27 protein-coding genes are annotated in these 25,339 nt (G+C 72.3%); 15 read left to right on the top strand and 12 right to left on the bottom strand.

Translation table 11 applies throughout. The features are described from left to right. Window positions 1-33 precede the first annotated feature (33 nt). Entirely contained in the window at window positions 34-909 is an 876-nt protein-coding gene (locus BM223_RS09225) for a GNAT family N-acetyltransferase (RefSeq protein WP_235319235.1), read from the bottom strand. Between the two features lie 35 nt (window positions 910-944). Here BM223_RS09225 and BM223_RS09220 point away from each other — a divergent pair, with 35 nt between their 5' ends. The 4 genes from BM223_RS09220 to erpA are packed head-to-tail and all read left to right on the top strand — an operon-like array spanning window position 945 to window position 4,123. After that, complete coding sequence (locus tag BM223_RS09220; protein ID WP_038678225.1) at window positions 945-2,030, top strand: glycerate kinase family protein; 1,086 nt, start codon at window positions 945-947, stop codon at window positions 2,028-2,030. Window positions 2,031-2,076: 46 nt separating this feature from the next. Continuing rightward, the gene (locus BM223_RS09215; protein ID WP_200887107.1) at window positions 2,077-2,547 is read left to right on the top strand and encodes a DUF4334 domain-containing protein; all 471 of its coding nucleotides are present in this window, start codon (window positions 2,077-2,079) and stop codon (window positions 2,545-2,547) included. Next, window positions 2,544-3,647: an NAD(P)-dependent alcohol dehydrogenase gene (locus tag BM223_RS09210; protein ID WP_038678228.1), complete on the top strand. Its 1,104-nt coding sequence runs from the start codon at window positions 2,544-2,546 to the stop codon at window positions 3,645-3,647. Before BM223_RS09215 ends, BM223_RS09210 begins: the two co-directional genes overlap by 4 nt. 59 nt (window positions 3,648-3,706) lie before the next feature. Further along, window positions 3,707-4,123, top strand: coding sequence for an iron-sulfur cluster insertion protein ErpA (gene erpA / locus BM223_RS09205; protein WP_235319237.1), 417 nt, complete (start codon window positions 3,707-3,709; stop codon window positions 4,121-4,123). A 123-nt stretch (window positions 4,124-4,246) separates the two neighbouring features. Here the strand turns inward: erpA and BM223_RS09200 are convergent, their stop codons facing one another. Continuing rightward, complete coding sequence (locus tag BM223_RS09200) at window positions 4,247-4,459, bottom strand: hypothetical protein (protein WP_038678230.1); 213 nt, start codon at window positions 4,457-4,459, stop codon at window positions 4,247-4,249. Window positions 4,460-4,599: 140 nt separating this feature from the next. On the opposite strand from BM223_RS09200, the gene BM223_RS09195 reads away from it, so the two are divergent. Continuing rightward, the gene (locus tag BM223_RS09195; protein ID WP_052139273.1) at window positions 4,600-5,532 is read left to right on the top strand and encodes a carbohydrate kinase family protein; all 933 of its coding nucleotides are present in this window, start codon (window positions 4,600-4,602) and stop codon (window positions 5,530-5,532) included. Here BM223_RS09195 and BM223_RS09190 read toward each other — a convergent pair. Both BM223_RS09190 and BM223_RS09185 read right to left on the bottom strand, forming a co-directional pair. Continuing rightward, window positions 5,525-5,749 carry a sulfurtransferase TusA family protein gene (locus tag BM223_RS09190; RefSeq protein ID WP_038678234.1) on the bottom strand — a complete coding sequence of 75 codons (225 nt, stop codon included), beginning with the start codon at window positions 5,747-5,749 and terminating at the stop codon, window positions 5,525-5,527. The two genes, BM223_RS09195 and BM223_RS09190, sit on opposite strands and share 8 nt — an antisense overlap. Then, a complete protein-coding gene (locus tag BM223_RS09185) occupies window positions 5,746-6,864 on the bottom strand; it encodes a cysteine desulfurase family protein (RefSeq protein WP_038678236.1) in 1,119 nt (372 codons plus the stop codon). The genes BM223_RS09190 and BM223_RS09185 overlap by 4 nt, the downstream gene beginning before the upstream one ends. A gap of 158 nt (window positions 6,865-7,022) precedes the next feature. Between BM223_RS09185 and ctaC the strand changes: the two genes are divergently transcribed. The 7 genes from ctaC (at window position 7,023) to BM223_RS09150 (ending at window position 14,286) form a co-directional block, all read left to right on the top strand. Beyond that, entirely contained in the window at window positions 7,023-7,898 is an 876-nt protein-coding gene (gene ctaC, locus BM223_RS09180; RefSeq protein WP_038678238.1) for an aa3-type cytochrome oxidase subunit II, read from the top strand. Then, a complete protein-coding gene (gene ctaD / locus BM223_RS09175; RefSeq protein WP_052138474.1) occupies window positions 7,895-9,589 on the top strand; it encodes an aa3-type cytochrome oxidase subunit I in 1,695 nt (564 codons plus the stop codon). The genes ctaC and ctaD overlap by 4 nt, the downstream gene beginning before the upstream one ends. Then, complete coding sequence (locus tag BM223_RS09170) at window positions 9,589-10,005, top strand: cytochrome c oxidase subunit 4 (RefSeq protein ID WP_038678239.1); 417 nt, start codon at window positions 9,589-9,591, stop codon at window positions 10,003-10,005. The genes ctaD and BM223_RS09170 overlap by 1 nt, the downstream gene beginning before the upstream one ends. A gap of 170 nt (window positions 10,006-10,175) precedes the next feature. Then, a complete protein-coding gene (locus BM223_RS09165; RefSeq protein WP_235319239.1) occupies window positions 10,176-11,393 on the top strand; it encodes a L,D-transpeptidase in 1,218 nt (405 codons plus the stop codon). Between the two features lie 17 nt (window positions 11,394-11,410). Beyond that, complete coding sequence (locus BM223_RS09160; RefSeq protein WP_052138475.1) at window positions 11,411-12,571, top strand: glycosyltransferase family 4 protein; 1,161 nt, start codon at window positions 11,411-11,413, stop codon at window positions 12,569-12,571. Beyond that, on the top strand, window positions 12,568-13,680 hold the full coding sequence (locus tag BM223_RS09155; RefSeq protein WP_038678242.1) for a glycosyltransferase family 4 protein: 1,113 nt from the start codon (window positions 12,568-12,570) through the stop codon (window positions 13,678-13,680). Before BM223_RS09160 ends, BM223_RS09155 begins: the two co-directional genes overlap by 4 nt. Window positions 13,681-13,689: 9 nt before the next feature. Further along, window positions 13,690-14,286, top strand: coding sequence for a class I SAM-dependent methyltransferase (locus BM223_RS09150; protein WP_038678244.1), 597 nt, complete (start codon window positions 13,690-13,692; stop codon window positions 14,284-14,286). Here the strand turns inward: BM223_RS09150 and BM223_RS09145 are convergent. From BM223_RS09145 to ctaE, 7 genes are all read right to left on the bottom strand, one after another. Further along, the gene (locus tag BM223_RS09145) at window positions 14,283-14,633 is read right to left on the bottom strand and encodes a DUF2304 family protein (RefSeq protein ID WP_052138477.1); all 351 of its coding nucleotides are present in this window, start codon (window positions 14,631-14,633) and stop codon (window positions 14,283-14,285) included. The two genes, BM223_RS09150 and BM223_RS09145, sit on opposite strands and share 4 nt — an antisense overlap. Further along, the gene (locus BM223_RS09140) at window positions 14,630-15,331 is read right to left on the bottom strand and encodes a glycosyltransferase family 2 protein (protein WP_038678246.1); all 702 of its coding nucleotides are present in this window, start codon (window positions 15,329-15,331) and stop codon (window positions 14,630-14,632) included. The genes BM223_RS09145 and BM223_RS09140 overlap by 4 nt, the downstream gene beginning before the upstream one ends. A gap of 88 nt (window positions 15,332-15,419) precedes the next feature. Then, a complete protein-coding gene (locus BM223_RS09135; protein WP_038678247.1) occupies window positions 15,420-16,784 on the bottom strand; it encodes a hypothetical protein in 1,365 nt (454 codons plus the stop codon). Window positions 16,785-16,922: 138 nt separating this feature from the next. Next, window positions 16,923-18,638 carry a cytochrome bc1 complex cytochrome b subunit gene (gene qcrB / locus BM223_RS09130; protein ID WP_038678249.1) on the bottom strand — a complete coding sequence of 572 codons (1,716 nt, stop codon included), beginning with the start codon at window positions 18,636-18,638 and terminating at the stop codon, window positions 16,923-16,925. Continuing rightward, window positions 18,628-19,728 (bottom strand): cytochrome bc1 complex Rieske iron-sulfur subunit, encoded by a 1,101-nt coding sequence (gene qcrA / locus BM223_RS09125; RefSeq protein ID WP_038678251.1) that lies wholly within the window; start codon window positions 19,726-19,728, stop codon window positions 18,628-18,630. Before qcrA ends, qcrB begins: the two co-directional genes overlap by 11 nt. Further along, window positions 19,725-20,600, bottom strand: a complete 876-nt coding sequence (gene qcrC, locus BM223_RS09120; RefSeq protein ID WP_218030658.1) for a cytochrome bc1 complex diheme cytochrome c subunit — start codon at window positions 20,598-20,600, stop codon at window positions 19,725-19,727. The genes qcrA and qcrC overlap by 4 nt, the downstream gene beginning before the upstream one ends. 67 nt (window positions 20,601-20,667) lie before the next feature. Then, on the bottom strand, window positions 20,668-21,321 hold the full coding sequence (gene ctaE / locus BM223_RS09115) for an aa3-type cytochrome oxidase subunit III (RefSeq protein WP_082003630.1): 654 nt from the start codon (window positions 21,319-21,321) through the stop codon (window positions 20,668-20,670). A gap of 102 nt (window positions 21,322-21,423) precedes the next feature. Here ctaE and BM223_RS09110 point away from each other — a divergent pair, with 102 nt between their 5' ends. The 3 genes from BM223_RS09110 to trpD are packed head-to-tail and all read left to right on the top strand — an operon-like array spanning window position 21,424 to window position 23,837. After that, a complete protein-coding gene (locus BM223_RS09110) occupies window positions 21,424-22,398 on the top strand; it encodes a cytochrome c oxidase assembly protein (RefSeq protein ID WP_052138479.1) in 975 nt (324 codons plus the stop codon). Between the two features lie 10 nt (window positions 22,399-22,408). Beyond that, entirely contained in the window at window positions 22,409-22,810 is a 402-nt protein-coding gene (locus BM223_RS09105; protein ID WP_174249951.1) for an Rv3143 family two-component system response regulator, read from the top strand. Between the two features lies 1 nt (window position 22,811). Then, window positions 22,812-23,837 carry an anthranilate phosphoribosyltransferase gene (gene trpD / locus BM223_RS09100; protein WP_038678255.1) on the top strand — a complete coding sequence of 342 codons (1,026 nt, stop codon included), beginning with the start codon at window positions 22,812-22,814 and terminating at the stop codon, window positions 23,835-23,837. A gap of 49 nt (window positions 23,838-23,886) precedes the next feature. Here trpD and BM223_RS09095 read toward each other — a convergent pair whose 3' ends face one another. Further along, on the bottom strand, window positions 23,887-25,317 hold the full coding sequence (locus BM223_RS09095) for a hypothetical protein (RefSeq protein ID WP_038678256.1): 1,431 nt from the start codon (window positions 25,315-25,317) through the stop codon (window positions 23,887-23,889). Window positions 25,318-25,339: the final 22 nt, after the last annotated feature.

Raw genomic sequence — 25,339 nt, 5'->3', positions numbered from 1 at the left:
CGGCGGCGGTGATCGCCGTCTCCTCCGGAGCGACTAGAGCAGCGCGCCGTGGTGCACGTACGGCGTCGGGGGCGCCAGGCCGCGCAGCCCGAGGTAGCCGCTGGTGCCGAGGTCGAGCCGGGCCGCGAGCGCGGGCCCGACCGCCCAGGCGTTGGCCGCGGTCACGTGATCGATCGAGAAGCGGCCCTCCGCGCCGGCCAGGCAGGCCACGAGGAGCGCCCGGGCGGCGGCCTCGTCCGCCGCGGCGAGGAGGGCGAGCAGCTGTCCGTTGGCGTACGCGTAGCCGGTCCGGTCGGCGGTCACCAGCAGCCGCCCCGCCGCCCGCAGCCGGGCGTGGTCGGGGCCGTGCGGGCCACCGCGCCGGACCCGGTCGAGGTCGTCCATCCACTCCTGGTCGTCGGCGCCGCCCTCGCGGACCGCGGGCCCCACCGCCGACGCGGCCGGCAGCCCGGCCCGGTCGACGGTCCCGGTGAGCGTCATCTGGGGGTGCAGCGTGAACCCGGCCGCGTGGTAGCGCCGGGCGGCGCGGGGGTCGTCGGAGGCGGCGAGCATCCCGTGCGGGCAGTCGGCCCCGTAGGCCTCGGCGGCGGCGAGCAGCCGGGCGCCCGTCCCGGTGCCCTGGCGGCCCGGGCGGACCGCGAACGTCGCCAGGCACCAGACCCGCTCGCGGCGGAAGCTCGTCGCGAACCCGACCACGCCGTCGTCGTCCTCGGCGACCCACGAGCCGCCGGGGTCGGTCACGAGGAACTGCTCGGTGCGCGCCACCCAGCCGGCCGCGCCGGCCGGCGGCCGGCGGACCGGCTCGGGGTCGTGGGGACGGCGGGTGGCGAGGTCGAGCGCGAGGAAGGCGTCCGCGCTGATCTGCTCGGCGGTGGTGACGTCCTCGGGCGACATGGGGCGGATGTGCACACCGGGGACGGTACGGGTCCACCATGATGGGCCGCATGCGGATTCTGGTCGCCCCCGACAAGTTCGCGGGCACCCTGACGGCGGTCGAGGCCGCCGAGGCGATCGCGGCCGGCTGGCACCGGCACGCGCCCGACGACGAGGTGGTCCTCGCCCCGATGTCCGACGGCGGCCCCGGCTTCGTCGATGTCCTCCACGCGTCGTTGGGGGGAGACCTGCTCGCCGTGACGGTCGAGGCGCCCTCGGGCGACGAGGTCCCGGCCACGCTGCTGCTCGTCGGCGACACGGCGTACGTCGAGAGCGCGCAGGCGTGCGGCATCCACCTGACCCGCGGCGAGCTCGGCGAGTTCGGCACCACGGTCGGGGTCGGGACGCTCGTGCTCACCGCCATCAACGCGGGCGCGCGCCGCGTCGTCGTCGGACTGGGGGGCTCGGGCACGATCGACGGCGGCGCCGGGCTGCTCGCGGCGCTCGGCGCGGACGCCGACGTCTCGCTCGACGTCGGCGGGATCTTCCTCGACGGCATCACCGAGGTCGACCTCGGCATCGCCCGGAGCCTGGTCGACGGCGTCGAGCTCGTCGCCGCCACCGACGTCGACAACCCGCTGACCGGCCTCTTCGGGGCGGCCAAGACGTTCGGCCCGCAGAAGGGCCTCGACGACGACACGCAGGTGGTGATGGACCGCTACCTCGAGCAGTTCGCCGCCGCCACCGACCGCCGCCTGGCCCTCGAGCCGGGGGCCGGCGCGGCCGGCGGACTGGGCTTCGCGCTGCTCCTGCTCGGCGGGCACCGGGTCTCCGGCATCGAGCTCGTCGCCGACGCCGTCCACCTCGCCGAGCAGGCCGCGGCGGCCGACCTGGTCATCACCGGCGAGGGCGCCTTCGACTTCAGCAGCCGGGCCGGCAAGGTCCCCGCCGGCGTCGCGGCGGTCGCCGCCACCGCGCTGCGGCCGTGCGTCGCGCTCGCCGGCCAGGTCCTCGTCGGCTCGCGCGAGATGCGCGCCCTCGGCATGGACGCGGCGTACTCGCTGGTCGAGGCGGTGGGCGAGAGCCGCGCCTACGGCGACCCCGTCGGCTCGCTGACCGAGCTGGCGGCCCGGGTGGCACGCACCTGGTCCTCGTGACGATGACCCCTCGCCAAGAGGTGGAACGTGTTCTAGATTGCTCGGCGTGACCGACATCCGAACCCGCTTCGACGACCTCCGGGCCGCCGAGCGGGCCGAACCCGCCGACCTCGACGCACTCTGGGCGGACCTCGCGACCGTCGAGGTCGACGAGATGCTCGGCGCCTGGCGCGGCGGCGACTTCGCCACCGGCCACGTCGCCAGCACCGTCCTCGAGAAGGTGCGCTGGCACGGCAAGCGCTTCGACAGCCCGCTCGAGGCGGTGCCGCTGGTGTGCCGGGGCGACGACGGCGAGCTCTACTCCAACCTCGCGGCCGGTGGCGGCGGCGAGGCGTCGCTGTGGTCCGTCGCCTTCCGCGGCGAGGTCACGGCGACGATGGTCTACGACAAGATGCCGGTCCTCGACCACTTCAAGAAGGTCGACGACGCCACGGTCATGGGGATCATGAACGGCAAGCTCGCCGGCACGTTCGGGATCGACGACCTCTACTACTTCTGGCTGGAGCGTGACGCGTGAGGACCACTGCCTATCTCGTCGAGGAGCCGGGCGGTGACTTCGTCGTCGCCGACGTCGAGCTCGAGGAGCCCCGGGACGACGAGGTGCTCGTCCGGATCGTCGCCACCGGGCTGTGCCACACCGACCTGACCGTCCCCACGATGCTGCCGCAGGAGATGCTGCCGACCGTCGTGGGCCACGAGGGCACGGGCGTCGTCGAGAAGGTCGGTGCCGCGGTCGGCGGGATCGAGGTCGGCGACCACGTCGTGCTCAGCTTCCGGTCCTGCCGGGAGTGCGGGCCGTGCCGGGCCGGCGACGTCGGCTACTGCGAGCAGTCGCTGCTGCTCAACTACATGGGCATGCGCGCCGACGGCTCGACCACGATGAAGCGCGGCGACCAGACCGTCTTCGGCAGCTTCTTCGGCCAGTCCAGCCTCGCCCGCCACGCCCTGGCGTACGCCGACAACTGCGTCGTCGTCGACAAGTCCCTCGACCTGACCCGGCTCGCCCCCTTCGCCTGCGGCTTCCAGACGGGTGCCGGCACCGTGCTCAACGTCCTCGACGCCACTGCGGACCGGCCGATCGTCGTCTTCGGCGCCGGGGCGGTCGGCCTCGCCGCCGTCGCCGCGGCCCGCGGTGCGGGGGTCGAGACCGTCGTCGCCGTCGACCCGGTCGCGGCCCGCCGCGCCCTCGCCGAGGAGTACGGCGCCCACGCGGTCGACCCGGGTGACGAGGCGGCCGGTCCGGTCGAGGAGCAGGTCAAGGCGCTGACCGGCGGGGGAGCGGCGTACGCGATCGACACGACGGCGATCCCCGCCGTCGTCCTCCAGGCCCAGCGCTCGCTGCGCTCGCGGGGCATGCTCGTCGCCCTGGGGCTCGGGGCGCCGGAGTACACGATCGACGCGATCGACCTGCTCCAGTCGGGCAAGATCGTCCGCTCCTCGATCGAGGGCGAGGCCGACCCGCTCGTCACGATCCCCGAGCTGATCGCGCTGCGCGAGGCCGGCCGGTTCGACGTCGACCACCTCGTCACGACGTACCCGTTCGAGAAGATCGCCGACGCCGTCGCCGACTCGAGGTCGGGTGCCGTGGTCAAGCCGGTGCTCGTGTGGGGGGAATAACCACGACTGTGCGACCATTGGGCTAGTCGAACCACCGACCTGACACACCTGGAGTGAGCATGAGCGACAGCTGCTGCGGAGGCGGCCACAGCCACGAGGCCCCCGGCGCGACCACGACCGTCGCGCCCCCCGTGGACCTCGACCGCCGTGAGGACCAGATCAACCTGAGCCCGGTGGCGGCCACCAAGGTCAAGAACCTGCTCGAGCAGGAGGGTCGCGACGACCTCTCCCTGCGCATCTCGGTGCAGCCCGGCGGCTGCTCGGGCCTGCGCTACCAGCTCTTCTTCGACGAGCGCACGCTCGACGGCGACGTGGTGACCGACTTCGACGGCGTGGCCGTCGTCGTCGACCGGATGAGCGTCCCCTACCTCAACGGTGCGGTCATCGACTTCGTCGACACCATCGAGAAGCAGGGCTTCACGATCGACAACCCCAACGCCACGGGCTCCTGCGCCTGCGGCGACTCCTTCAACTGACGAAGGAGCAAGATCCGGCGCTCGAAGACGCGCACGACGCACAAGGCGCCCCGGTCACCCGGGGCGCCTTGCGCATTTCCTGGCCGGAACTCGGCACTTCGAGCGCCGGATCTTGCTCCTTCGTCAGTCCAGGTGGAGGTGGAGGGCGTTGGCGAGGCGCTGGGCGGCCTCGCTGATCTCGATCTCGCGCTTGGGGGTCTCGCGGGGGAGGTCGTCGAAGTGGATGCTGGGCGCCGGACGGGTCGCCTTGACCGCGGCCTCGGCGAGCCGGCGGCTCACGGCCTCGCAGTCGGCGTGCAGGTCGGCGGGGGCGGCGAGCTCTTCGTAGGACGACATATTCCGACGGTAGGCGTTACCCCCGGGTAGACCCAGTGGGATCGCCGGTCACGGGAGCGACGGCTCGGTTAACCTTTCGTATCGTGACTGCACCCACGGGCTCCCTCCTGATCGCCGGCTCGATCGCCACCGATCACCTCATGACCTTCGGCGGTAAGTTCGCCGACTCCCTCGTGGTCGACCAGCTGGACAAGCTGTCGGTCTCGTTCCTGGTGAACGACCTCGAGATCCGGCGCGGAGGCGTCGCGCCCAACATGTGCTTCGGCCTGGCCCGGCTGGGCCTGCGCCCGGTCCTGGTCGGTGCGGCGGGCGAGGACTTCGCCGACTACCGCTCCTGGCTCGAGCGCAACGGCGTCGACTGCGACTCGGTGCACATCTCCGAGAGCAAGCACACCGCCCGCTTCGTCTGCACGACCGACACCACGATGGCGCAGTTCGCCTCCTTCTACCCGGGGGCGATGAGCGAGGCCAGCCAGATCGAGCTGCTCCCGATCGTCGAGCGCGTCGGCGCCCCGATGTACGTCCTCATCGGCGCCGACGACCCCGAGGCGATGAAGAGGCACACCGAGGAGTGCCGCCAGCGCGGCTACGCCTTCATCGCCGACTGCTCCCAGCAGCTCGCCTTCGCCGAGGGCGACCTGATCCGCGACCTCATCGACGGCGCGGCGATCCTGTTCTCCAACGAGTACGAGTCGCACGTCATCGAGAAGAAGACCGGCTGGACCTCCGACGAGGTGCTGCTGCGCGTGGGCATCCAGGTGACCACCCTCGGCAAGGACGGCGTCCGGGTCACCACCAACGACGGCACCTCCTTCGAGGTCGCCGCCGCCAAGGACGTCGCCGCGGTCGAGCCGACCGGGGTCGGCGACGCCTTCCGCTCCGGCTTCCTCGCCGCGCTCTCGTGGGGGACCTCGCTCGAGCGGGCCGCCCAGGTGGGCTGCGTCCTCGCGGCGTACGTCGTCGAGACCGTCGGCACCCAGGAGTACGACTTCACCCCCGCCCAGTTCGTCGAGCGGGTCCGGCTCTCGTACGGCGACGAGCCCGCCGACGAGATCGCCGCCTTCGTCAAGTGAGCCGGCGGACGACGTAGCGGGGCGCGCCGTCGTCGGCGCGCTCCTCGCCGACGTACTCCTGCCCGCGCATCCGGCACCACGCCGGGACGTCGTGGCGCGCTGCCGGGTCGCGGGCCACGACGGCCAGCAGGTCGCCCACGGCGACCCCGGGCAGCGCCTTCGCGAGCTCGATGATCGGGCGCGGGCAGGGCAGGTCGCGGCAGTCGAGCTCGATCACAGGCCCGCCCGCTCCCGGATCGCGGTGACGGCCTCGCCGAGCGCCGCGCAGAAGGCGGCGACCTGCTCGTCGGTCGTCTCGCGGGTCAGCGAGACCCGCACGTTGCCGTGGGTGAGCGCGCCCATGGCGGCGAGCACGTGGCTCGGCTCGAGCGTGGACGCCGTGCACGCCGAGCCGCTGGCGACGCCGAACCCGCGCCGGGCCAGCTCGTCGACGATCTCGTCGCCACCGACGTAGAGGCACGAGAACGTCACCAGGTGGGGGAGCCGGGCCTCGGCAGCCCCCACGACCTCGGTGTCGGGCAGCGCGGCGGCGGCCGCCCGGATGGTCGCGACCTGGCCGAACTGCCGGGCCGTGACCTCGTCGCGCTCGGCGAGCACCGCCTGGAGCGCGGCCGCCGCGGCGAGTGCCGCGGGGACGTTGGGGAAGCCGCCGAGCTCCTCGAGGCCGTCGTCGCCGGGGAACGGCTGGGTCCACCGCGTCCCCCGCCGTACGACGAGCACGCCGATGCCCGCGGGCCCGCCCCACTTGTGCGCGGACGCGGTCAGCACGGACCAGCGCCGGGGGAGCGGCACGTGCCCGACGGCCGCGGCCGCGTCGACGAGCAGGGGGACGCCGTCCGGCAGCGCCGCCTCGTCGACCGGCTGGAGGGTGCCGACCTCCTGGTTGGCCGCCTGGAGAGCCACCGCCCCCACGCCGGGGGCCGCCGCGGCCGCGGCGAGCGCGACCAGGTCGACCCGGCCGGTCGCGTCGACGCCGATGCTCGTGGTGGCGGGGGAGGGCCGCCAGGCGGCGGCGTGGAGGACGGCGGAGTGCTCGACCGCGCTGTGCACGATCCCGTCGCGCCCGGTGGCGGCGGTGAGCCCGAGCAGGCCCCGGTGCACGGCGTCGGTCCCGGAGGAGGTGAACCCGACCTCGTCGGGGTGCACGCCCAGGGCGTCGGCGACGACGGCGCGCGCGTTGTCGAGCAGGAGCCGGGCGTCGCGCCCGGCACGGTGCAGCCGGCGCGGGTCGGCGTACCCCCGTTCCAGGGCGGCGACGAGGGTGTCGCGCGCGGCCGGGTGGAGCCGCTCGGAGGAGGCGGCGTCGAGGTAGACCTCGGGGGTGCTGCTCACAGGCCGACCCTAGAGGAGGGGGCCCGCCGCCGGTTCCGGGGCGTGGTCACGCCTGGGACGGGTGGGACGTGCGCGCCAGGACCCACCCCGCGCGCCGTCCAGGGCCGCTCTCCGCTACTGTTCGCAGTAGTTCTGACCCTCGAGAGGAAGGCTCGTTCGTGGGCTGGTGGCACCCCGAGCGCACGCGAGGAGCGCAGCGACGATCCCGTCGCGCGATCCCGCTCGCCGGATTCGTCGTACTCGCGGCCGTGTTGAGCGGTTGCTCGACCGACACCCAGTGGGAGCGCTTCGGCATGCCGAAGATCGTCTCCGACCAGGGCACGCACATCCTGCACCTGTGGCAGGGCGCCTGGATCGCAGCACTGGTGGTCGGCGTGATCACCTGGGCGCTGATCATCGGCGTCCCGCTGTGGTTCCGTCGTCGCAGTGACGACGAGGTCCCGGTCCAGACGCGCTACAACCTGCCGATCGAGATCTTCTACACGATCTTCCCGGTCATCATGGTGATCGCGTTCTTCTCGCAGACCGTGCGCGTGCAGAACATCGCGCTCGAGCACGTCGAGCCCGACGTGGTGGTCAAGGTCGTCGGCCAGAAGTGGCAGTGGACCTTCAACTACCCCGACTCGGTGCAGACCTCCGAGGGCACCAACGTCTACGTCTCGGGCACCGGTGAGGACATCCCCACCCTGGTGATCCCGGTCGACCAGACCGTGGAGTTCCAGCTCTACAGCCCCGACGTGATCCACAACTTCGGCGTCCCGGCGTTCGCCATGCGGATGGACGTCGTGCCCGGCAACAACAACTCGTACCAGGTCACCCCGACCGAGACCGGCACCTACGCCGGCAAGTGCTACGAGCTCTGCGGCGCCTACCACTCGCGGATGCTGTTCAACGTGAAGGTCGTCACCGCCTCCGAGTACGACGCCTACCTCGCCGACCTGGCCAAGAACCCGGAGCACGTCTCCGAGTCGCCGGTGCTGGGTGGCAAGTACTCCACCGAACTGATCACCGACGACGAGGGAGAGCACGAGTGACCACTCTCGCGCGTTCCACGGACCTCACCCAGCGCAAGCCGCTGGGGCAGCAGCTGGTCCGGATCATGACGACGACCGACCACAAGCTGATCGGCAACCTCTACTTCGTCACCGCCATGGCCTGGTTCATGGCCGGCGGCATCATGGCGCTGCTCATCCGCTCCGAGCTCGCCTACCCGGGCAGCCAGCTGGTCAACGAGGAGCTGTACAACCAGCTCTTCACCATGCACGGCACGATCATGCTGCTGCTGTTCGCGACGCCGCTGTTCTTCGGCTTCGGCAACGCGATCATGCCGCTCCAGATCGGCGCGCCCGACGTCGCGTTCCCGCGCCTCAACATGTTCAGCTACTGGCTGTACCTGTTCGGCGGCCTCATCGCCGGCGCCGGCTTCCTCACCCCGGGCGGCGCCGCGTCGTTCGGCTGGTTCGCCTACACGCCGCTGTCCGACTCGGTCAACAGCCCCGGCGTGGGCGGCGACCTGTGGATCATGGGTCTGTGGATGGCCGGCCTCGGCACCATCCTCGGTGCGGTCAACTTCATCACCACGATCATCTGCATGCGGGCGCCCGGCATGACCATGTTCCGGATGCCGATCTTCGTCTGGACCGTGCTCATCACCGCGATCCTCGTGCTGATCGCCTTCCCGATCCTCGCCGGCGCGCTGCTCTCGCTCGAGGCCGATCGGCAGATCGGGGCGCACGTCTTCGACAGCTCGCACGGTGGCGCGATCCTGTGGCAACACCTGTTCTGGTTCTTCGGGCACCCAGAGGTGTACATCATCGCCCTGCCGTTCTTCGGCATCATCTCCGAGATCCTGCCGGTCTTCAGCCGCAAGCCGATCTTCGGCTACATCGGCCTGGTCGGCGCGACCCTCGGCATCGCGATCCTCTCGGTGGCGGTGTGGGCGCACCACATGTTCGTCACCGGAGCCGTCAACCTGCCGTTCTTCTCCGGCATGACGTTCCTGATCGCCGTACCGACAGGCGTGAAGTTCTTCAACTGGATCGGCACGATGTGGGGCGGATCCGTCCGCATGGACACCCCCATGCTCTGGTCGATCGGCTTCCTCACGACCTTCCTCTTCGGTGGTCTGACGGGCATCATCCTGGCCAGCCCGCCGCTCGACTTCCACGTCTCCGACTCCTACTTCGTGGTGGCGCACTTCCACTACACGGTGTTCGGCACGGTCGTCTTCGCGATGTTCGCCGGCTTCTACTTCTGGTGGCCCAAGCTCACCGGGCGGATGCTCGACGAGCGCCTCGGCAAGATCCACTTCTGGCTGCTGTTCATCGGCTTCCACACCACCTTCCTCATCCAGCACTGGCTGGGCATCGAGGGCATGCCGCGGCGCTACGCCGACTACCTGCCGGGTGACAACTGGGAGTTCATGAACCAGGTCTCGACGATCGGCGCCTTCGTCCTGGCGTCCTCGCTCCTGCCCTTCTTCTACAACGTCTACGTCTCCCGCAAGGGCCCGCTGGTCAACACCGACGACCCGTGGGGCTGGGGCCGCTCCCTCGAGTGGGCCACCAGCTGCCCGCCGCCGCGCCACAACTTCCACTCGATCCCCCGGATCCGGTCGGAGTCGCCCGCGTTCGACCTCCACCACCCGGAGATCGCGGCCATCGAGATGTACGACGACGACGAGCCGGCCGCCGAGCTGGCCGGCACGAAGGGAACCGACGCCTGATGAAGATCGAAGCCTGGATCTTCGGCGTGACCACGGTCTTCCTGGTCCTGGTCAGCCCCGCCTACTGGTTCATCACCGACGCCAGCGACCACGGCGCCGACTGGACCGGCACCTCCGCCCTGGTCATGACCACCCTGCTCTGCGCGATGGTCACCCTGTACCTGGGCTTCCACGCCCAGCGCATGGACGCCCGTCCCGAGGACCGCAAGGACGGCGAGATCGCCGACGGCGCGGGCGAGCTCGGCTTCTTCCCGCCGTACTCGTGGTGGCCGTTCTGGTGCGCGCTGACCCTCAGCCTGATGGTCTTCGCGATCGCGGTGCTCGCGTGGTGGCTCTTCATCATCGGGATCGTGCTCGGCGCGGTCGCGCTGAGCGGCTGGGTGTTCGAGTACTACCGCGGTAACTACGCACACTGACCTGATCGGGCCGAGCGCGTCTCCGGCGCCCGAGGGGCAGCAAGCTGCCCGGGAGGCGCCTCCCGCCGCGCTGCCGGCCTGGCTGCTCTGTCGGCGGTGTCACACCTGGTGTGACACCGCCGACGCGCATCATCACGGGTTTTCGTGGGTCGTGCAGTTACGCTTTCTCGGTGTCCTTCCCCGTGGCCTCTCGTCGCTCGCGCGTGCTCCGCGCCGCGGCCGTCCTCGCGACGGTCGCCGTCCTGGCCGCCGCGTGCGACGGCTCCGGCTTCTCGCCCCAGGGCGGGGGCGGCGGTTCGGACGACGAGACGACCGCGGCCGCCGCGACCGAGGCGGTGCTGACCACCAACGTGGCCGACCGGGCCAGCGGCGTACCGGTCGACAAGGTGGTCAAGGTGACCGCCGAGCACGGCACGATCTCCGATGTCGTCGTCCGGTCCAAGGCCGGCAAGGTGGCCGGCCGGCTGGTCGCCGACGGGACCCGCTGGGTCTCCTCCGGTGGCCTCGAGCCGGGCGTGCGCTACCGGGTCCGGGCCACGGCGAAGAACGGTGACGGCAAGCAGGTCGAGAGCATCTCGTCGTTCACCACCCAGGCGCTCAGCCTCGACCAGCAGACCTATCCGTCGGTGGCGCCGCTGCAGGGCGAGACGGTGGGCATCGGCATGCCGGTCATCGTCACGTTCGACCTGCCGGTGAGCGACAAGGCCAGCTTCGAGCGGCACATGAAGGTCGCCACCACGCCGGTCCAGCAGGGCTCGTGGCGCTGGGTGAGCGACACCGTCGCGCACTGGCGGCCCAAGGCGTACTGGAAGGCCGGCACGAAGGTCAGCGTCGACATCGGCATCAACGGCGTCTCGGCCGGCGGCGGCATCTACGGCCAGGAGGACCGCAAGGTCGACTTCAAGGTCGGCGACGCCCACGTCTACAAGGTCAACGCGGCGACCCACCAGATGAAGGTCTTCTCCAACGGCAAGCTGCTCCGCACGCTGCCCATCACCACCGGCAAGCCCGGCTTCACGACCCGCTCGGGCGTCAAGGTGATCATGGAGAAGTTCGCGACGCGGCGGATGAACTCCGAGACCGTCGGCATCCCGCAGGGCTCGGCCGAGGCCTACGACATCAACGACGTGCGCTGGGCGATGCGGCTGACCAACTCCGGTGAGTTCATCCACGCCGCGCCGTGGTCGGTGGGCTCGCAGGGTCATGCCAACGTCTCGCACGGCTGCACCGGCCTGAGCACCGACAACGCCGGTTGGCTCTACTCGATGACCCGCCGGGGTGACGTCGTGGACTACACCGGGACCGACCGGAGCATGGAGCCCGACAACGGCTACGGCGACTGGAACATCCCGTGGAAGGACTACGTCGCGGGGTCCGCGCTGCACTGACCCGGCAAGATGGCGTCGTGCGGATCGCGATCGCCTACGACTGCCTCTACCCGTGGACCCTCGGGGGCGGGGAGCGGCAGTACCGCGCCTTCGCCGAGGAGCTCGCTTCTCGCGGGCACACGGTCACCTACCTGACCCGGCGGCAGTGGGACGGCCCTGCCCCGCGCATCGACGGCGTCGAGGTGATCGCCGTCGCCGGCCCGGCCGAGCTGTACGACGACGCCGGCGCCCGGCGCCTCGGACCGGCCCTCGGCTACGCCCTCGCCCTGCTCGGCCACCTGCTCCGCGCCCGCCGGCGCTACGACGTCGTCCTGGTCAGCGCGCTGCCGGCGACGAACGTCCCCGCGGCCCGGCTCGCCCTCCTCGGCAGCCGGGCGCTGCTGGTGAGCGACTGGCTCGAGGTGTGGTCGCGCGCCCGCTGGCGCGCCTACAGCGGCCCGGTGCTGGGCCTGCTGGCCTGGTGGGCCCAGTGGCTCGCGGCGGCGCTCTCCCCGGTGGCGACCTGCCACAGCGCGCTCAGCGGGCGCCGGCTCGCCACCAGCGGGCTGCGCTCGCTGCTCGTGGTGAGCCCGGGGCTGGTGTTCCCCGACGACCACGGCGCGCCGCGGCTCGCCGTACCGGAGGCGGCGCGGGTGGTCTACGTCGGCCGGCACATCCCGGACAAGCAGGTCACGGCGCTGCCCGCGGCGCTCGCCCACGCCCGGACCCGGCTGCCGGGCCTGACCGCGGCGATCTACGGTGACGGGCCCGCGCGTCCGGCGGTGCTGCGCGAGATCGAGCGGTGCGGACTGTCCGCAGCGGTCAGCGCGCCCGGGTTCGTCGCGCGCGAGGTCCTCGACGACGCGGTGCGCGACGCGGCGGTGCTGGTGAACCCGTCGGCCCGCGAGGGCTACGGGCTGGTGGTCGTCGAGGCCAACGCGGTCGGGACGCCCGTCGTCCTGGTCGACGGCCCGGACAACGCCGCCGTCGAGCTCGTGGACGACGGCGTCAACGGGGTCGTCGCGGCCTCCGCCGACCCGGTGGCGCTGGGGGAGGCGATCGTGCGGGCGGTCGAGGGCGGTGCGGCCCTGCGGGCGAGCGCGTACGAGCGCTACCGCGAGCTGGCCCGGACCGGCTCGATCGCGGCCACCGTCGACGGCATCCTCGACGCGGTCGCGGAGCGGGGGGTGCGCGGATGAGGGTGGCGGTCGAGCTCGTCTACTTCACCGGCCGCAAGGGCGGCACCGAGAGCTACGCGCGCCGGCTCTTCGGCGCGCTCGGTGAGCTGCCGGACGCCGGCGTCGAGCTGGTGGGGATCGCCGGGCGCGAGCTCCGCGCCGCACCGCCGTCGTGGTTCCCCGGCGAGATCGTGCACCTGCCGGTCGCCGGTGAGAGCCGGCCGCAGTGGGCGGCCGCGGTGGCGCTCGCCGTCGGGCCCCGCGCCCGGGCGCTGCGGGCCGACCTGCTCCACTGCCCGGCCAACTTCGGCCCGGTGCTGCACGTCCTGCCCACCGTGGTGACCGTCCACGACCTGCTGCCGCTGCGGCACCCCGAGTGGGTGCCCGGCGGGCGCGCGGCAGCTGTCCGGCGGCTGCAGCGGCGCACCCTCGCCGTGGCCGACCGGATCATCGCCGACAGTGCCGCCACGGCCGCCGACATCGAGGCGGTCGGCGGCCGGGCCGCGGCGGATGTCGACGTCGTCCCGCTGGGGGCACCGCCGGTGTCCGCCTCGGTCTCGGCCGGCGTACGTCGCCCAGCAACGGCCGGCCGGCCGTTCGTGCTGGCCGGCGGCAACCGGATGCCGCACAAGAACTTCGCCCGCCTGATCGAGGCCTGGGCGCTGATCCCGGCGGGGGAGCGGCCGCTGCTCGTCGTCACCGGCAGCCACGGCGCGGACCCCCTCGTCGACGAGGTGCGCCGCCACGGCCTCGCCGCCGACGTCGACCTGCGCGGCTGGGTCGACGCCGCCGAGCTCGCGGACCTCTACGCCACGGCGAGCGCCTACGTCTTCCCGACGCTCTTCGAGGGCTTCGGGCTGCCGGTCCTCGAGGCGATGGCGGCCGGCTGCCCGGTGCTCGCCTCCGACCTCCCGGTCCTGCACGAGGCCGGTGGGGACGCGATGGAGACCTTCGACCCGGCCTCCGCGCCCGGCATCGCCGCCGCGGTGCGCCGGCTCGTGGCGAACCCCGCGCGCCAGGCGGAGCTCCGGGCCGCGGGGCTGCGGCGCGCGGCGGAGCTCACCTGGCGTCGTGCGGCGGAGCAGACGGTGGCGTCCTATCGCCGGGCGGCGGCGGCCCGCACGCCCTAGACTCCCGCCGTGGGCTATCACGAGTGGCACGCCCGGCCGGGCTACTACCGCGACGTCGTGCGTCACTTCGAGCCCGGGAGCCGGCTCCTCGACATCGGGTGCGGCACCGGCTGGCTCTCCGAGGACTTCCCGGAGTACGTCGGCCTCGACCACACCCCGGCCGCGGTCGACGCGGCCCGCGCGCGCGGCGTGGACGTGCGCCTGGCGGACCTGGAGCGCCCGCTGCCGGTCCCGGACGCCTCGTTCGACGGCGTGGTCCTCAAGGACGTCCTCGAGCACCTCCTCGACCCCGTGGGCGTGGTCGCGGAGGCCTTCCGCGTCGTCCGGCCGGGCGGCCGGGTGTTCGCCTCGTCGCCGGACGCCCAGCGCTGGGCCTGGCACGACTACACCCACCGCCGCCCGTGGACGCGCACGTCGATGCGCCGGATCTTCGCCGACCAGGGCTTCGAGGTCGAGCGGGTGTCGTACGAGAGCGTCGCGCCGGGCACCGGGATCGTGTCCGGCTGGTTCCCGCGCAAGCGGCGCCCGCGCGTCCTCGCGCTGCTCACCTGGCTGCCGGGATGGCGGCGCAACGTGTGGATCGTCGCCCGCCGGCCGCTCGGCTAGACCCGCTGCTGCTCGTCGGCCGCGGCCGCGGCGCCCGCGAGCGCCTGGGCCCGGGCCAGCTGGGCGAGGCGGCGCTCGAGCTCGCGCATCCGCATGCCCTGCACGATCGTGGTGAAGACGAAGACCACGACCAGCACGTAGAGGATCAGGTTCGGCCCCTCGCGGACGCCGACCAGGTGCGCCGCGTCGGTGACCAGCCCCGGCGCGACCACGCTCGCGGCGGCACCGGCGGCGAGGACGAAGCCGGCCAGCCGGGTGATCGCGAGCCGGCTGCCGCCGGGACGGGTCCGCAGCAGCCAGGCCACCCCGACGAGGATGCTGGCCAGCAGGAAGACGCGGATGATCATGCGGTCGCCCCCAGGCGCTCGGCGGCGAGGTCGTAGAGGATGTTGAGCGCGTTGAGGTTCGACTGGCCCTTGCCGCGCGAGTAGTCCGAGTAGCGCATCGTCACCGGGTGCTCGCGCCACGACAGCGACGCCCCGACGATGCGCGACTCGATCTCGGACGCGTGGGCCATCCCGTGCTGGCGCAGGTTCATGCTCGCCGCCGCGCGCCGGTTGAGCACGCGCAGGCCGTTGTGGGTGTCGGTGAGCCGGATGCCCGTGATCGAGCGCGAGAAGCGCAGCGCCGCCGCCATCAGCACCCGCCGCGCCACCGGCTGCCCCTCGGTGCTCCCGAGGTTGCGCGAGCCGAGCACGATGTCGACCTCGCTCGCGACCGCCAGCTCGACCATCGCCGCCGCGTCGGCGACCAGGTACTGGCCGTCGGCGTCGAAGGTCACCACGTGGCTCGCCGTCGTCCGGCCGAGGACGTAGTCGAAGCCGGTCTGCAGGGCCGCCCCCTGGCCGAGGTTGACCGGGTGCCGCAGCACCGTCGCCCCCGCCGCCCGGGCCGCCTGCGCCGAGTCGTCCCGCGAGCCGTCGTCCACGCAGACGACGTGGGGGAAGACCTCGCGCAGCTCCGCGACGACGGTGCCCACCATGGCGCCCTCGTTGTACGTCGGCACGACGACGACGGTGCGCTCGAAGGGGGTGGGGGTGCTCACGCGGTCGACAGTAGTGAGCCGGAGCGGTCCCGGACATGGGTCGCGGGCAACTGTGACCGACAGTCCTCGTGGCCCTAGCCCGTTCGGACTACGCGACTCGCCCCGGTGCAGGTGCCTCGACAGGCTCGGCCTCCGCCAGCGATTCGCGCAGCCAGCCGCGTGCGACGTACGCCGTCACCAGCCCCAGCACGATCATCACCAGGACCACCGCCACCGACGCCTGGGCGGCCGAGGCGATCGTGTAGTGCCGCCACCCCCACGACGCCGTCCGCTGGACCAGCCCGAGCCCCAGGGCCGCGCCGAGCGCGATCGTGCCCAGCTGGTAGCCGAGCACCGGCGTCAGCCAGGCCCGCGCCCGGGCCCCCATCCGGTGCAGCGAGACCATGATCAGGGGGAACGCGCAGCACAGCGCCTCGAGCGGCAGCCGGTAGCCCCAGAAGCCGTTCCCGCCGTGGTACGGGTTCAGGTAGACCTGCACGAGCAGGTAGACGAGCCCGCCGAGCGCCAGGCCGCGGGTCCAGTCGGGCGCCGTGCGCCAGCTGCGGACGAAGGCCGGCGCGACCAGCAGGAGCACCGGCGTCCAGACGAGGACGCCGTACCCGGGGGAGACGAAGACGCCCGCCAGGTCACCGAGCTGCTGCCACCACGTCCGGGTCGCCGGCCACGCCGCGAGGTCGCCCGCGGCGTACCCTGTCGTCGGGCTCCAGGAGCCGTAGAACCAGTGCCCCCACACCGCCAGCAGGCCGATCGCCGGCACGCTCGTCGCCGCGACCTCCAGCGCGATCCGGGGCCGGCGCCGGGCGAACGCCACCACCAGGCCGAGCACGGCGACGGTGAGCGCCAGGTGCAGCCGGCCGACCATCGCCACGCCCCCGAACAGGCCCACCAGCCACCACCGCTCACGGTGCGCGGCCCAGGCCATGCCGCCGATGCCGACGGCGGTGACCGTGTGCGGCCACAGGGACGCACCCACGACCGTCCAGTACGGCGTGGTGAAGGCCAGCGCGGCCGCCCCCGCGACGGTCACGGGCAGCGGGACGGACCGGGGGATGCTGCCGGCCAGGAGCAGGAGCGCGATCACCGCGAGCAGGGCCGCGGTCAGCGAGGCCGGCACGAAGGACACCACGTCGGCGCTGTCGCCGCCGGTGAGCAGCCTCTGGACGACGTACGCGGGGATCGCGACGATGATCGGGCCGGCACTGCGCGCGATGACCTTCTCGCCGTTGTCGGGGTTGGTGGTGGTGAAGAGGTAGTCCGTCGTCCACTTGTCCGGCAGTGCGGCGTCGTCGTGCGCGTCGTCCAGCCAGGGGGAGCCGGTCGTGGCGATCTTCCACGCCGCGACGTCGGAGGAGACGACGTCGGTGGTCCGGGGGACGTGGAGGGCGGAGAGCCCGAAGATGACGCTCGCGGCGAGCGTGAGGAGGACGAAGCCTCGGCGACGACGGTCGGGCATGCGCTGATTGTTCGTCATGGGCCGGGAGATCGCGGGGGAATGGCCGGAACCGGGACCCCCGCGCCCCGGAGACGACCGTGGCCCCGACCCCCGCGCGATGCGGGGCTCGGGGCCACGGTGGGGTTCAGCCGGATCGGCTCAGTGGTCCGCCGGACCGTGTCGGTTGGGACCGGCGGCGATCTGCGACTCGAGCTCGTGGAGCTCGTGCTCGGCGTGGTGCTGGGCCTCGTGGATCTCCTCGGCGGTCGGCTTCTGGACGTTGTCCGCGAAGAACAGCGTCGCGAGCCGGGCGCGGAGCTTGCGGGCGCGGAGGTCGCGTCCGGTGGCACCGCTGGCCTCGATCTGCTCCGGGGTCTCCGGGACGGGGTCGTCGTCGCGCGCCGTGAGGGTGTAGGCCTGGCCCTCGGGGAGCGGCAGGTGCTTCTCGGCGTAGCCGCCCTCGGGGGAGCGGACCAGGACGCCGGACTCGAAGCCGTGGAGCAGCTTGCCCTCGTCGTGACGCTGGAGCGAGATGCACCAGCGCCGCGTGATGATGAAGGCGATGACCGGTCCGATGAAGACCGCACCCCGCATGAAGTACGTGATCTGGTTGATGCTCAGGTGGAGCTTGATCGCGATGATGTCGTTGCCGCCCGCGGCCCACGAGAGGCCGTAGAAGGTCATCAGCGCGACCATGATCGCCGTGCGGGTCGGGGCGTTGCGGGGACGCTGGAGCAGGTGGTGCTCCCGCTTGTCACCGGTGAGCCAGGACTCGATGAACGGCAGTGCCATCAGGATCATCAGCATCAGCGGCGGCATGACGAGGATCGGGAGCATGACGTTCCACGAGATCGTGATGCCCCACAGGTGCGTCTCCCAGGGCGGGATGATCCGGAGCAGGCCGTCGGGCCAGCCCATGTACCAGTCCGGCTGCGAGCCCGCGGTGACCTTGGACGGGTCGTAGGGGCCGAGCTTCCAGACGTTGTTGATGGAGAACAGGCCGCCCATGAGCGCGGTGACGCCGAAGACGATGAAGAAGAAGCCACCGGCCTTGGCCGCGTACACGGGGAGCATCGGGTAGCCGACGACGTTCTGCTCGGTCCGGCCGGGACCAGGCCACTGCGTGTGCTTGTGGTAGACGAGCAGCAGCATGTGCGCGGCGATCAGGGCGAGCAGCAGGCCCGGGATGAGCAGGATGTGCATGGCGTAGAACCGCGGGATGATCGCGTCACCCGGGAACTCGCCGCCGAACAGGAAGAACGACATGTAGGTGCCGACCACCGGGGTGGCCTTCATGAAGCCGTCCGCGGCCCGGACGCCGGTGCCCGAGAGCAGGTCGTCGGGGAGCGAGTAGCCGGTGAAGCCCTCGATCGTGCCGAGCAGCAGCAGCAGGCAGCCGATGATCCAGTTGACCTCGCGCGGCTTGCGGAAGGCGCCGGTCAGGTAGACCCGGAGCATGTGGATCATCATCGAGGCGATGAAGATCATCGCGGCCCAGTGGTGCATCTGCCGCATGAGCAGACCGCCGCGCACGTCGAACGAGATGTCGAGCGTGGAGGCCATGGCCGAGGACATGTGGACGCCGCGGAGCGGGTCGTAGGAGCCGTTGTACTGGATCTCGGTCATGCTCGGGTCGAACCAGAGCGTGAGGAAGACGCCGGTCAGCAGCAGGACGACGAAGCTCCACAGCGCGATCTCGCCGAGCATGAAGGACCAGTGGTCCGGGAACACCTTGCGGATGTTCTTCTTCATGGCGCTGCCGAGGCCGAGGCGCTCGTCGGCCCAGTTGGCGATGGCACCGGCGCGCTGAGCGCCCTTGGTGGTCGCGGGGGTGGAACCGTTGGTCGTGGCGACCTTGCTCACATCAACGCTCATAGTAGTCACGCTCCCAGAAGCTCGGGCCGACCGGTTCGTCGAAGTCGTGCTGCGCGACGAGGTAGCCCTCGTCGTCGACCGAGATGGCCAGCTGCGGCAGCGGGCGGCCGGCCGGGCCGAACACGACGCGGCCGGAGTCCGCCAGGTCGAAGGTGGACTGGTGGCACGGGCACAGCAGGTGGTGCGTCGTGCGCTCGTTCAGGGAGATCGGGCAGCCGACGTGGGTGCAGATCTTCGAGTACGCGACGATGCCGTCGACCGTCCAGTTGGCCCGGCTGCTGCCGTCGGCGGCCTTGCCCGGCTTGATGTCGCCCGGGTTCATCCGGAGCAGGATCAGCGACGCCTTCGACTTGTGGATCTGCAGGTTGACGCCCTCGACCTCGGAGGGGTCGATGCCGTAGCGCTCGGGGTTGTGCAGCGCGTCGGGCTGGCAGTTGACCAGGTCGCCGATCTCGAGGTCCGAGGCGAGGATCGGGGTCCAGATGCCGTCGCGGACGATCCGCATGGGGGCTTGCTTCGTGCCGCTGCCCCAGATCGTGTGGTACAGCTTCTTGCCCGGCAGCGGGCCGAGGTCGCGCAGCATCACGATCGCCGGCAGGCCGAGCAGGCCGACCGCACCCAGCAGCGAGTTGCGGATGAGCGGACGGCGGCCGATGCCGGACTCGTTGATGCCGTCGGTGAGCGCCTGGACGGCGACCTCGCGGTCGTCGTCGCTGGAGCGGGCCGGGTGGCGCAGCTCGGAGATCTCGTGGTCGGCCATGAGCTTGCGGGCCCAGTGGATGACGCCGACGCCGATGAACAGCAGCGCGAGACCGAGGGTCAGGCCGAGCGCCATCGTGGAGGCACCGAAGCCGCCGATGACGTCCCAGTTGTCGCCGATGTCGAAGGTGAAGTAGGCGACCAGGAAGGCCACCGTGCTGACCGCGGAGAGGCCGAAGAGGATCGCCACCTGGCGCTCGGCGCGCTTCTCCTTGGCGGGGTCGACGTCGGTCGGCCGCCACTGGTGGTCCGGGAGCCCCGGGTCGGCGATCGGCCCGGTGGGCACGATCTCTCCGCCCTGGGGGGAGTGGGTGTCGTGTGCGTCGCTCACGCTGCCGCCTCGTCCTTCTTCTTGCTCGAGCGGGTGGTGTGGGCCGCGATCCAGACGGCGAAGCCGACCAGGATGCCGAGGCCACCGACCCAGGCGATGATGCCCTCGCTCACCGGGCCGAGGCTGCCCAGCGTGAAGCCGCTGTAGCTCGGGGCGTCGTTGAGCTCGTTGAGGTAGGCGATGACCGCCTTCTTGTCCTCCGGCGGGATGTTGCCGTCGGAGAAGGTGTCCATCGACTGGGGACCGGTCAGCATCGCCTCGTAGATGTGCTTGGAGTCGACGCCGCGGATCTTGGGCGCGAAGCCGCCGCGCGGCATGGCGCCGCCGGAGCCCTCGAAGTTGTGGCACGCGGTGCAGTTGGCGAGGAAGATCTGGCCGCCGCGCGAGACGAGCTCGTCGACGTCCTTCTGGCTCATGCCGTCGGTGGAGTAGAGCTCCGCGTCGGGGATCTGCGGGCCGGTGCCGAGCGAGCCGACGTACGCCGAGAGGGCGGCGATCTCGTCCTTGGTGTAGACGACCTCCTTGCGCGGCGCCTGCGCGCCGGGCTGGGCCATCGGCATGCGGCCGGTGCCGACCTGGAAGTCGACGGCGGCGGAGCCGACGTCGGTCAGCGCGGGACCGTACTGCGAGCCGCCCTGGGTGAGGACGCCCTCACCGTTCTGGCCGTGGCAGAAGGCGCAGCCGACGAGGAAGAGCTCGCGGCCCTCCTTGACCAGCTCTTCCTGGCTCTGGTTCGAGTCGGCCTGGGCCGGCGCGAAGGCGGCGTACATGCCACCGGTCAGCAGCAGGCCGCAGACCAGCACCAGGAGGCCGGCGATCGGGCCGCGGCGGTGCCGGGAGAGGCGACCGGCGGAGCGGTTCAGAAGGCGCACAATCAGTCCTTGAGAGTCCGGGTCGGGGCGGGAGTCCAACAGTTCTTCGTCACGGTGGGCACCGCCGTCACTTGATCAGGTAGATCGTGGCGAAGAGCCCGATCCAGACGACGTCGACGAAGTGCCAGTAGTAGGACACGACGATCGCGCTGACCGCCTGCTCATGGGTGAACCGCTTGGCCACGTAGGTGCGGCCGAGGACGAAGAGGAAGGCGATGAGACCGCCGGTCACGTGGATGCCGTGGAAGCCGGTGGTCAGGTAGAACATCGTGCCGTAGGCGTCGTGCGGGATCGTGACGCCCTCGTGGATCAGCTCGGCGTACTCGAGCGCCTGGCCGCCGACGAAGATGGCGCCCATCACGTAGGTGAGGATGAACCACTCGCGCAGGCCCCACTTGCCCACCTGGAGCAGCGACCCCGCCCGGCTCACCTGGCCGCGCTCGGCGGCGAAGACGCCGAGCTGGCAGGTGAAGGACGACAGCACCAGGATCGTGGTGTTGATCGACGCGAAGGGGACGTTCAGCAGCTCGGTGTTCTGCGACCACATCTCGGGCGAGACCGAGCGGATCGTGAAGTACGACGCGAAGAGCGCCGCGAAGAACATGAGCTCGCTGGACAGCCAGATGATGGTGCCGACCGCCACCATGCTGGGTCGGTCGTGCTGGCCGTGAAGGCGCGAGGCAGGAAGAGATGCCGAAGCTGAGATCGCCACGGGCGCCATTATGGCGGTTCGCGTCGACGTCGGCACCTCGACCCCCTGTTCTGGCGCGTTCCCCGGTGCGTCCTACGCTCGAACAGGCTTCGAACGAGAGGTAGCACGACCGTGCAAGTCGAGCTGGTGGTCGCCGCCGGGAGCATCCAGGACCTCCCGCCCTTCGGCGCGGGCACGTTCTGGAGCCAGTGGGGGCTCGAGCCGCTGCCGCTGGTGGTCACGGTCTGGGCGACCGGGCTCTACCTGGTCGGCGTGGCGTCGCTGCGCCGGCGTGGGGACGCCTGGCCGGTGGGCCGCACGATCGCCTGGCTGATCGGGATGCTCGCCTTCTACGTGGCGACCTCGTCCGGCCTCGCGGCGTACGACACGGTGCTGGTGAGCGTCCACATGGTCCAGCACATGGTGCTCTCGATGGTCGTGCCGCTCTCGCTGGCGCTCGGCGCGCCGGTGACGCTCGCGCTGCGCACGCTGCCCCGGACCCCGCGCGGCTGGCTGCTCGCCGTCCTGCACTCCCGGGTGGCCAAGGTGCTCGGCTTCCCGCCGCTGGCGTTCGCCCTCTACGTGCTCTCGCCGTGGGCGCTCTACTTCTCCGGCTGGTACGACGCCTCGCTCCGCTCGACGTACGTGCACGAGATGATGCACGTCCACCTGGTCCTGGTCGGCGCGCTCTTCTTCTGGCCGATCGTGGGCGTCGACCCGCTGCCCGGGCGCGTCGCCCACCCGTTCCGGGTGCTGCTGACGGTGCTGACGCTGCCGTTCCACGCCTTCCTGGGCGTGACGATCATGGGGCAGTCGACGCTGCTCGGCGGCGACTGGTACCCGTCCCTCCACGACGGCCCGCTCGGCGCCTGGCTGCCCGACCCTGCCGCCGACCAGCGCCTCGCCGGCGGCATCCTCTGGGGCGCCGGCGACCTGGTCGGCCTGGTCTTCTTCGTCGTGCTCTTCGCGCAGTGGGTGCGCTCCTCGGTCAAGGAGGCCCAGCGCGAGGACCGGCGCCTCGACCGGCTCGAGCGACGCGAGCAGCTGGAGCATCAGCGGCTCGCCGCGACGGAGGGCGCGCCCCCGGAGCGGCCCCCGTCCGAGTAGCATCGCGCGAGTGAGCTCCACGAAGACCCTGAAGGTGCTCGTCTACAGCGACGACGTGCACACCCGCGAGCAGGTCATCCTGGCGCTGGGCCGCCGGCCGCACCCCGACCTGCCCGAGCTGGAGTACGTCGAGGTGGCCACCGAGCCCGTCGTCATCCAGAACATGGACGCCGGGCACCTCGCGCTCGCCATCCTCGACGGTGAGGCGGTCCCCGCCGGCGGCATGGGCATCGCCAAGCAGCTCAAGGACGAGATCCGCGACTGCCCCCCGCTCCTCGTGCTCACCGGGCGGCCTCAGGACGCCTGGCTGGCCACCTGGTCGCGTGCCGACGCCGCCGTCCCGCACCCGATCGACCCGATCCAGCTCGCGGAGGCGGTCGTCTCGCTGCTCCGCGCCCGCGTCCCCGCCTGACGTGGCGACCTGGCCTGACGTCCTCGGCGCGCTCGTCGCCGGGGAGGACCTGACCCCTGCCCAGGCGACCTGGGCGATGGGCGAGATCCTCGCCGGCTCCGCCACCCCCGCGCAGATCGCCGGCTTCGTCGTCGCCCTGCGCGCCAAGGGAGAGTCGACCGAGGAGCTCACCGGGCTCGTCGACGCAATGTACGACGTGATGACCCCCATCTCGGTGCCCGGCCGGGTCCTCGACGTCGTCGGCACCGGCGGCGACCGGTCGTTCTCGGTCAACATCTCCACCATGTCCGCGATCGTCGCCGCCGGAGCCGGCGCGCGCGTGGTCAAGCACGGCAACCGCTCGGCGTCCTCGCAGTCCGGCACCGCCGACGTCCTCGAGGCGCTCGGCGTCCGCCTGGACCTCCCCGCCGAGCGGGTCGCCGAGGTCGCCGAGGAGGCGGGCATCACCTTCTGCTTCGCCGCGCTCTTCCACCCGGCCATGCGCCACGCCGCCGTGCCCCGCCGCGAGCTCGGCATCGGCACCGCCTTCAACGTGCTCGGCCCCCTGGCCAACCCCACCAAGCCCGCCGCCCAGGCGATCGGCTGCGCCGACGCCCGGCTCGCCCCCGTGATGGCCGGCGTCTTCGCCCGGCGCGGTGTCGACGCCTGGGTCTTCCGCGGCGACGACGGGCTCGACGAGCTCACCACGACCACCACCTCGCAGCTGTGGGTCGTCCACGAGGGCGAGGTCACCCAGGTGACCGTCGACCCGGCCGATCTCGGCCTCGCGCCGGCCACCACCGAGGACCTGCGCGGCGGCGACGCGGCCCACAACGCCGACGTCGTCCTGCGCCTGCTCGACGGCACGACCGGACCCGTCCGCGACGCCGTCCTGCTCAACGCCGGCGCCGCGCTCGCCGTCTACGACGCCCCCGGCGAGCCGGTCGGGACCGCACTGCCCGCCGGGATCGCCCGCGCCGCGCAGGCCATCGACTCCGGCGCTGCCCGCGCCACGCTCGAGCGCTGGGTCGCGGCCACCGCGCGCTGATCCGCGGTGCCGTGGGCGCTCGTCGTGCTCAGCCCGCGGGCGGTCGTGCTCAGCCGGCGGGCGGCGGCGTGAGGTAGACCAGGTCGCCCGCGTGCTGGGCGACGCTCCACCCGGCCTGGCGCAGGCCGCCGGCCAGCGGTGCGTCGTCGGGCAGCAGGGCCGCCGTGAGGGAGAGCCGCGCCAGCGTGGCGTCCCAGCCCGGGACGAGGCGCTCCAGGTCGTCGTACCGGTCGAGCTCGGCATCGGTGTAGACGTCGCCGTAGCCGTGCAGCGGGACGTCGAGCGCCGGCTCGGTCCACAGCAGCACCGCCCCGGTCTCGCGGTCGGTCAGCACGACGCTGCCCGGGGCCAGGGCCTCCAGGCGGTCGCGGAACGGGCGGACGTCCGCCGCCGGGTCGTCGAGCAGCGACTGCGCGGGCGCGACCGCGACCACGGCCAGCGCCAGGGCCGCGACGACGGCGAGCTCGGGTCGTCGTACGGGTGGGCGGGGGGTGGCGCGCAACGCGCTCAGCTCGGCCGCGACGACCGCGGCCAGGACGACCAGTGCCAGCGGCACCGTGCGCCCGGAGTAGACCGCGAAGCCGCCGCCCAGCGCGAGCAGCGCCAGGTCGTAGGGACGCGCACCCTCGCGGCGGCGGACCATCAGCACCACGGCCGCCACCAGCAGCAGCGTCAGCGGCGCGGCGCCGACGCTGATCAGCGCGGGCGCGCTCCACTCCTCGAAGTGGTCGGCGCGCGAGCTGACCAGGGCCACCGCCCCGAGGAGGCGGGGGCCGACCGGGGTGAGCAGCGCCGCGACCAGCATCCCCACCGGGACGGCGAGCAGGCGCAGCGTCGAGCCGCGGTCCGGGCGCCGCTCGAGGCAGACCGCCACTGCCAGCACGGCCGCGGTGCCGACGCCCAGGATCCACATGCCGTGGCACGTCGCCCACAGCCAGGCCAGCGGGACGAGCGGCCAGGGCGCGCGGCCGCTCTCGCGGGCCCGGTCCCAGGCGACGAGGACGACGACCAGGAACAGGTAGCTCAGCAGCTGCGGGCGCAGCGACAGGCTCGGCAGGCACCCGAGCACCACCACCGCGGTCAGCGCGACCGCCGTCCCGGGCCCGGTCCGGCGGCGCAGGAGCAGGTGCACGGCCGCTGCGAACCCGGCCACGAGCACCGCGAACGTCACCACCAGGCCGGTCGTCCCCGCCCGGTCCGCGATCCAGGACAGGACCACCTGGGCCAGCCACTGGGTCGGCACCCAGTCGGCCGTCGAGGCGGTGCTGAGCTGGCCCGGGTGGGCGATCGACCAGTCGTGCCGGAACTCCTCACCGAAGCGCAGGTGGAAGTACGTGTCGAACGCCCGGAACGGACGACGTACCAACGCCACGAGCAGGACCGCCAGCAGCACGCCGGCCAGCGGCGGCGCGACCCGCGCGAGCAGCGGGAAGCGAGGCGCCGGGGGCGCAGCAGGCCGGTCGGGCACGACGGACGGCACGCGGGCGTCGGACGGGCGCCGG

It is taken from the genome of Pimelobacter simplex (genome assembly GCF_900114845.1).
GTDB classification, from domain to species: Bacteria; Actinomycetota; Actinomycetes; order Propionibacteriales; family Nocardioidaceae; genus Nocardioides; species Nocardioides simplex.
The sequence above is the reverse complement of the archived record's forward strand: the minus strand, read 5'-3'. Positions and strand labels throughout refer to the sequence as shown.

Excerpts from the sequence above, each read along its gene's own strand:
- erpA (WP_235319237.1), top strand. The coding sequence starts at position 3,707 with ATGAGCGACAGCTGCTGCGGAGGCGGCCACAGCCACGAGGCCCCCGGC.
- BM223_RS09170 (WP_038678239.1), top strand. The coding sequence starts at position 9,589 with ATGAAGATCGAAGCCTGGATCTTCGGCGTGACCACGGTCTTCCTGGTC.
- qcrB (WP_038678249.1), bottom strand. The coding sequence starts at position 18,638 with ATGAGCGTTGATGTGAGCAAGGTCGCCACGACCAACGGTTCCACCCCC.
- BM223_RS09145 (WP_052138477.1), bottom strand. The coding sequence starts at position 14,633 with ATGATCATCCGCGTCTTCCTGCTGGCCAGCATCCTCGTCGGGGTGGCC.
- BM223_RS09195 (WP_052139273.1), top strand. The coding sequence starts at position 4,600 with ATGACCTTCGGCGGTAAGTTCGCCGACTCCCTCGTGGTCGACCAGCTG.
- BM223_RS09135 (WP_038678247.1), bottom strand. The coding sequence starts at position 16,784 with ATGCCCGACCGTCGTCGCCGAGGCTTCGTCCTCCTCACGCTCGCCGCG.
- BM223_RS09200 (WP_038678230.1), bottom strand. The coding sequence starts at position 4,459 with ATGTCGTCCTACGAAGAGCTCGCCGCCCCCGCCGACCTGCACGCCGAC.
- BM223_RS09155 (WP_038678242.1), top strand. The coding sequence starts at position 12,568 with ATGAGGGTGGCGGTCGAGCTCGTCTACTTCACCGGCCGCAAGGGCGGC.
- ctaE (WP_082003630.1), bottom strand. The coding sequence starts at position 21,321 with ATGGCGCCCGTGGCGATCTCAGCTTCGGCATCTCTTCCTGCCTCGCGC.
- BM223_RS09220 (WP_038678225.1), top strand. The coding sequence starts at position 945 with ATGCGGATTCTGGTCGCCCCCGACAAGTTCGCGGGCACCCTGACGGCG.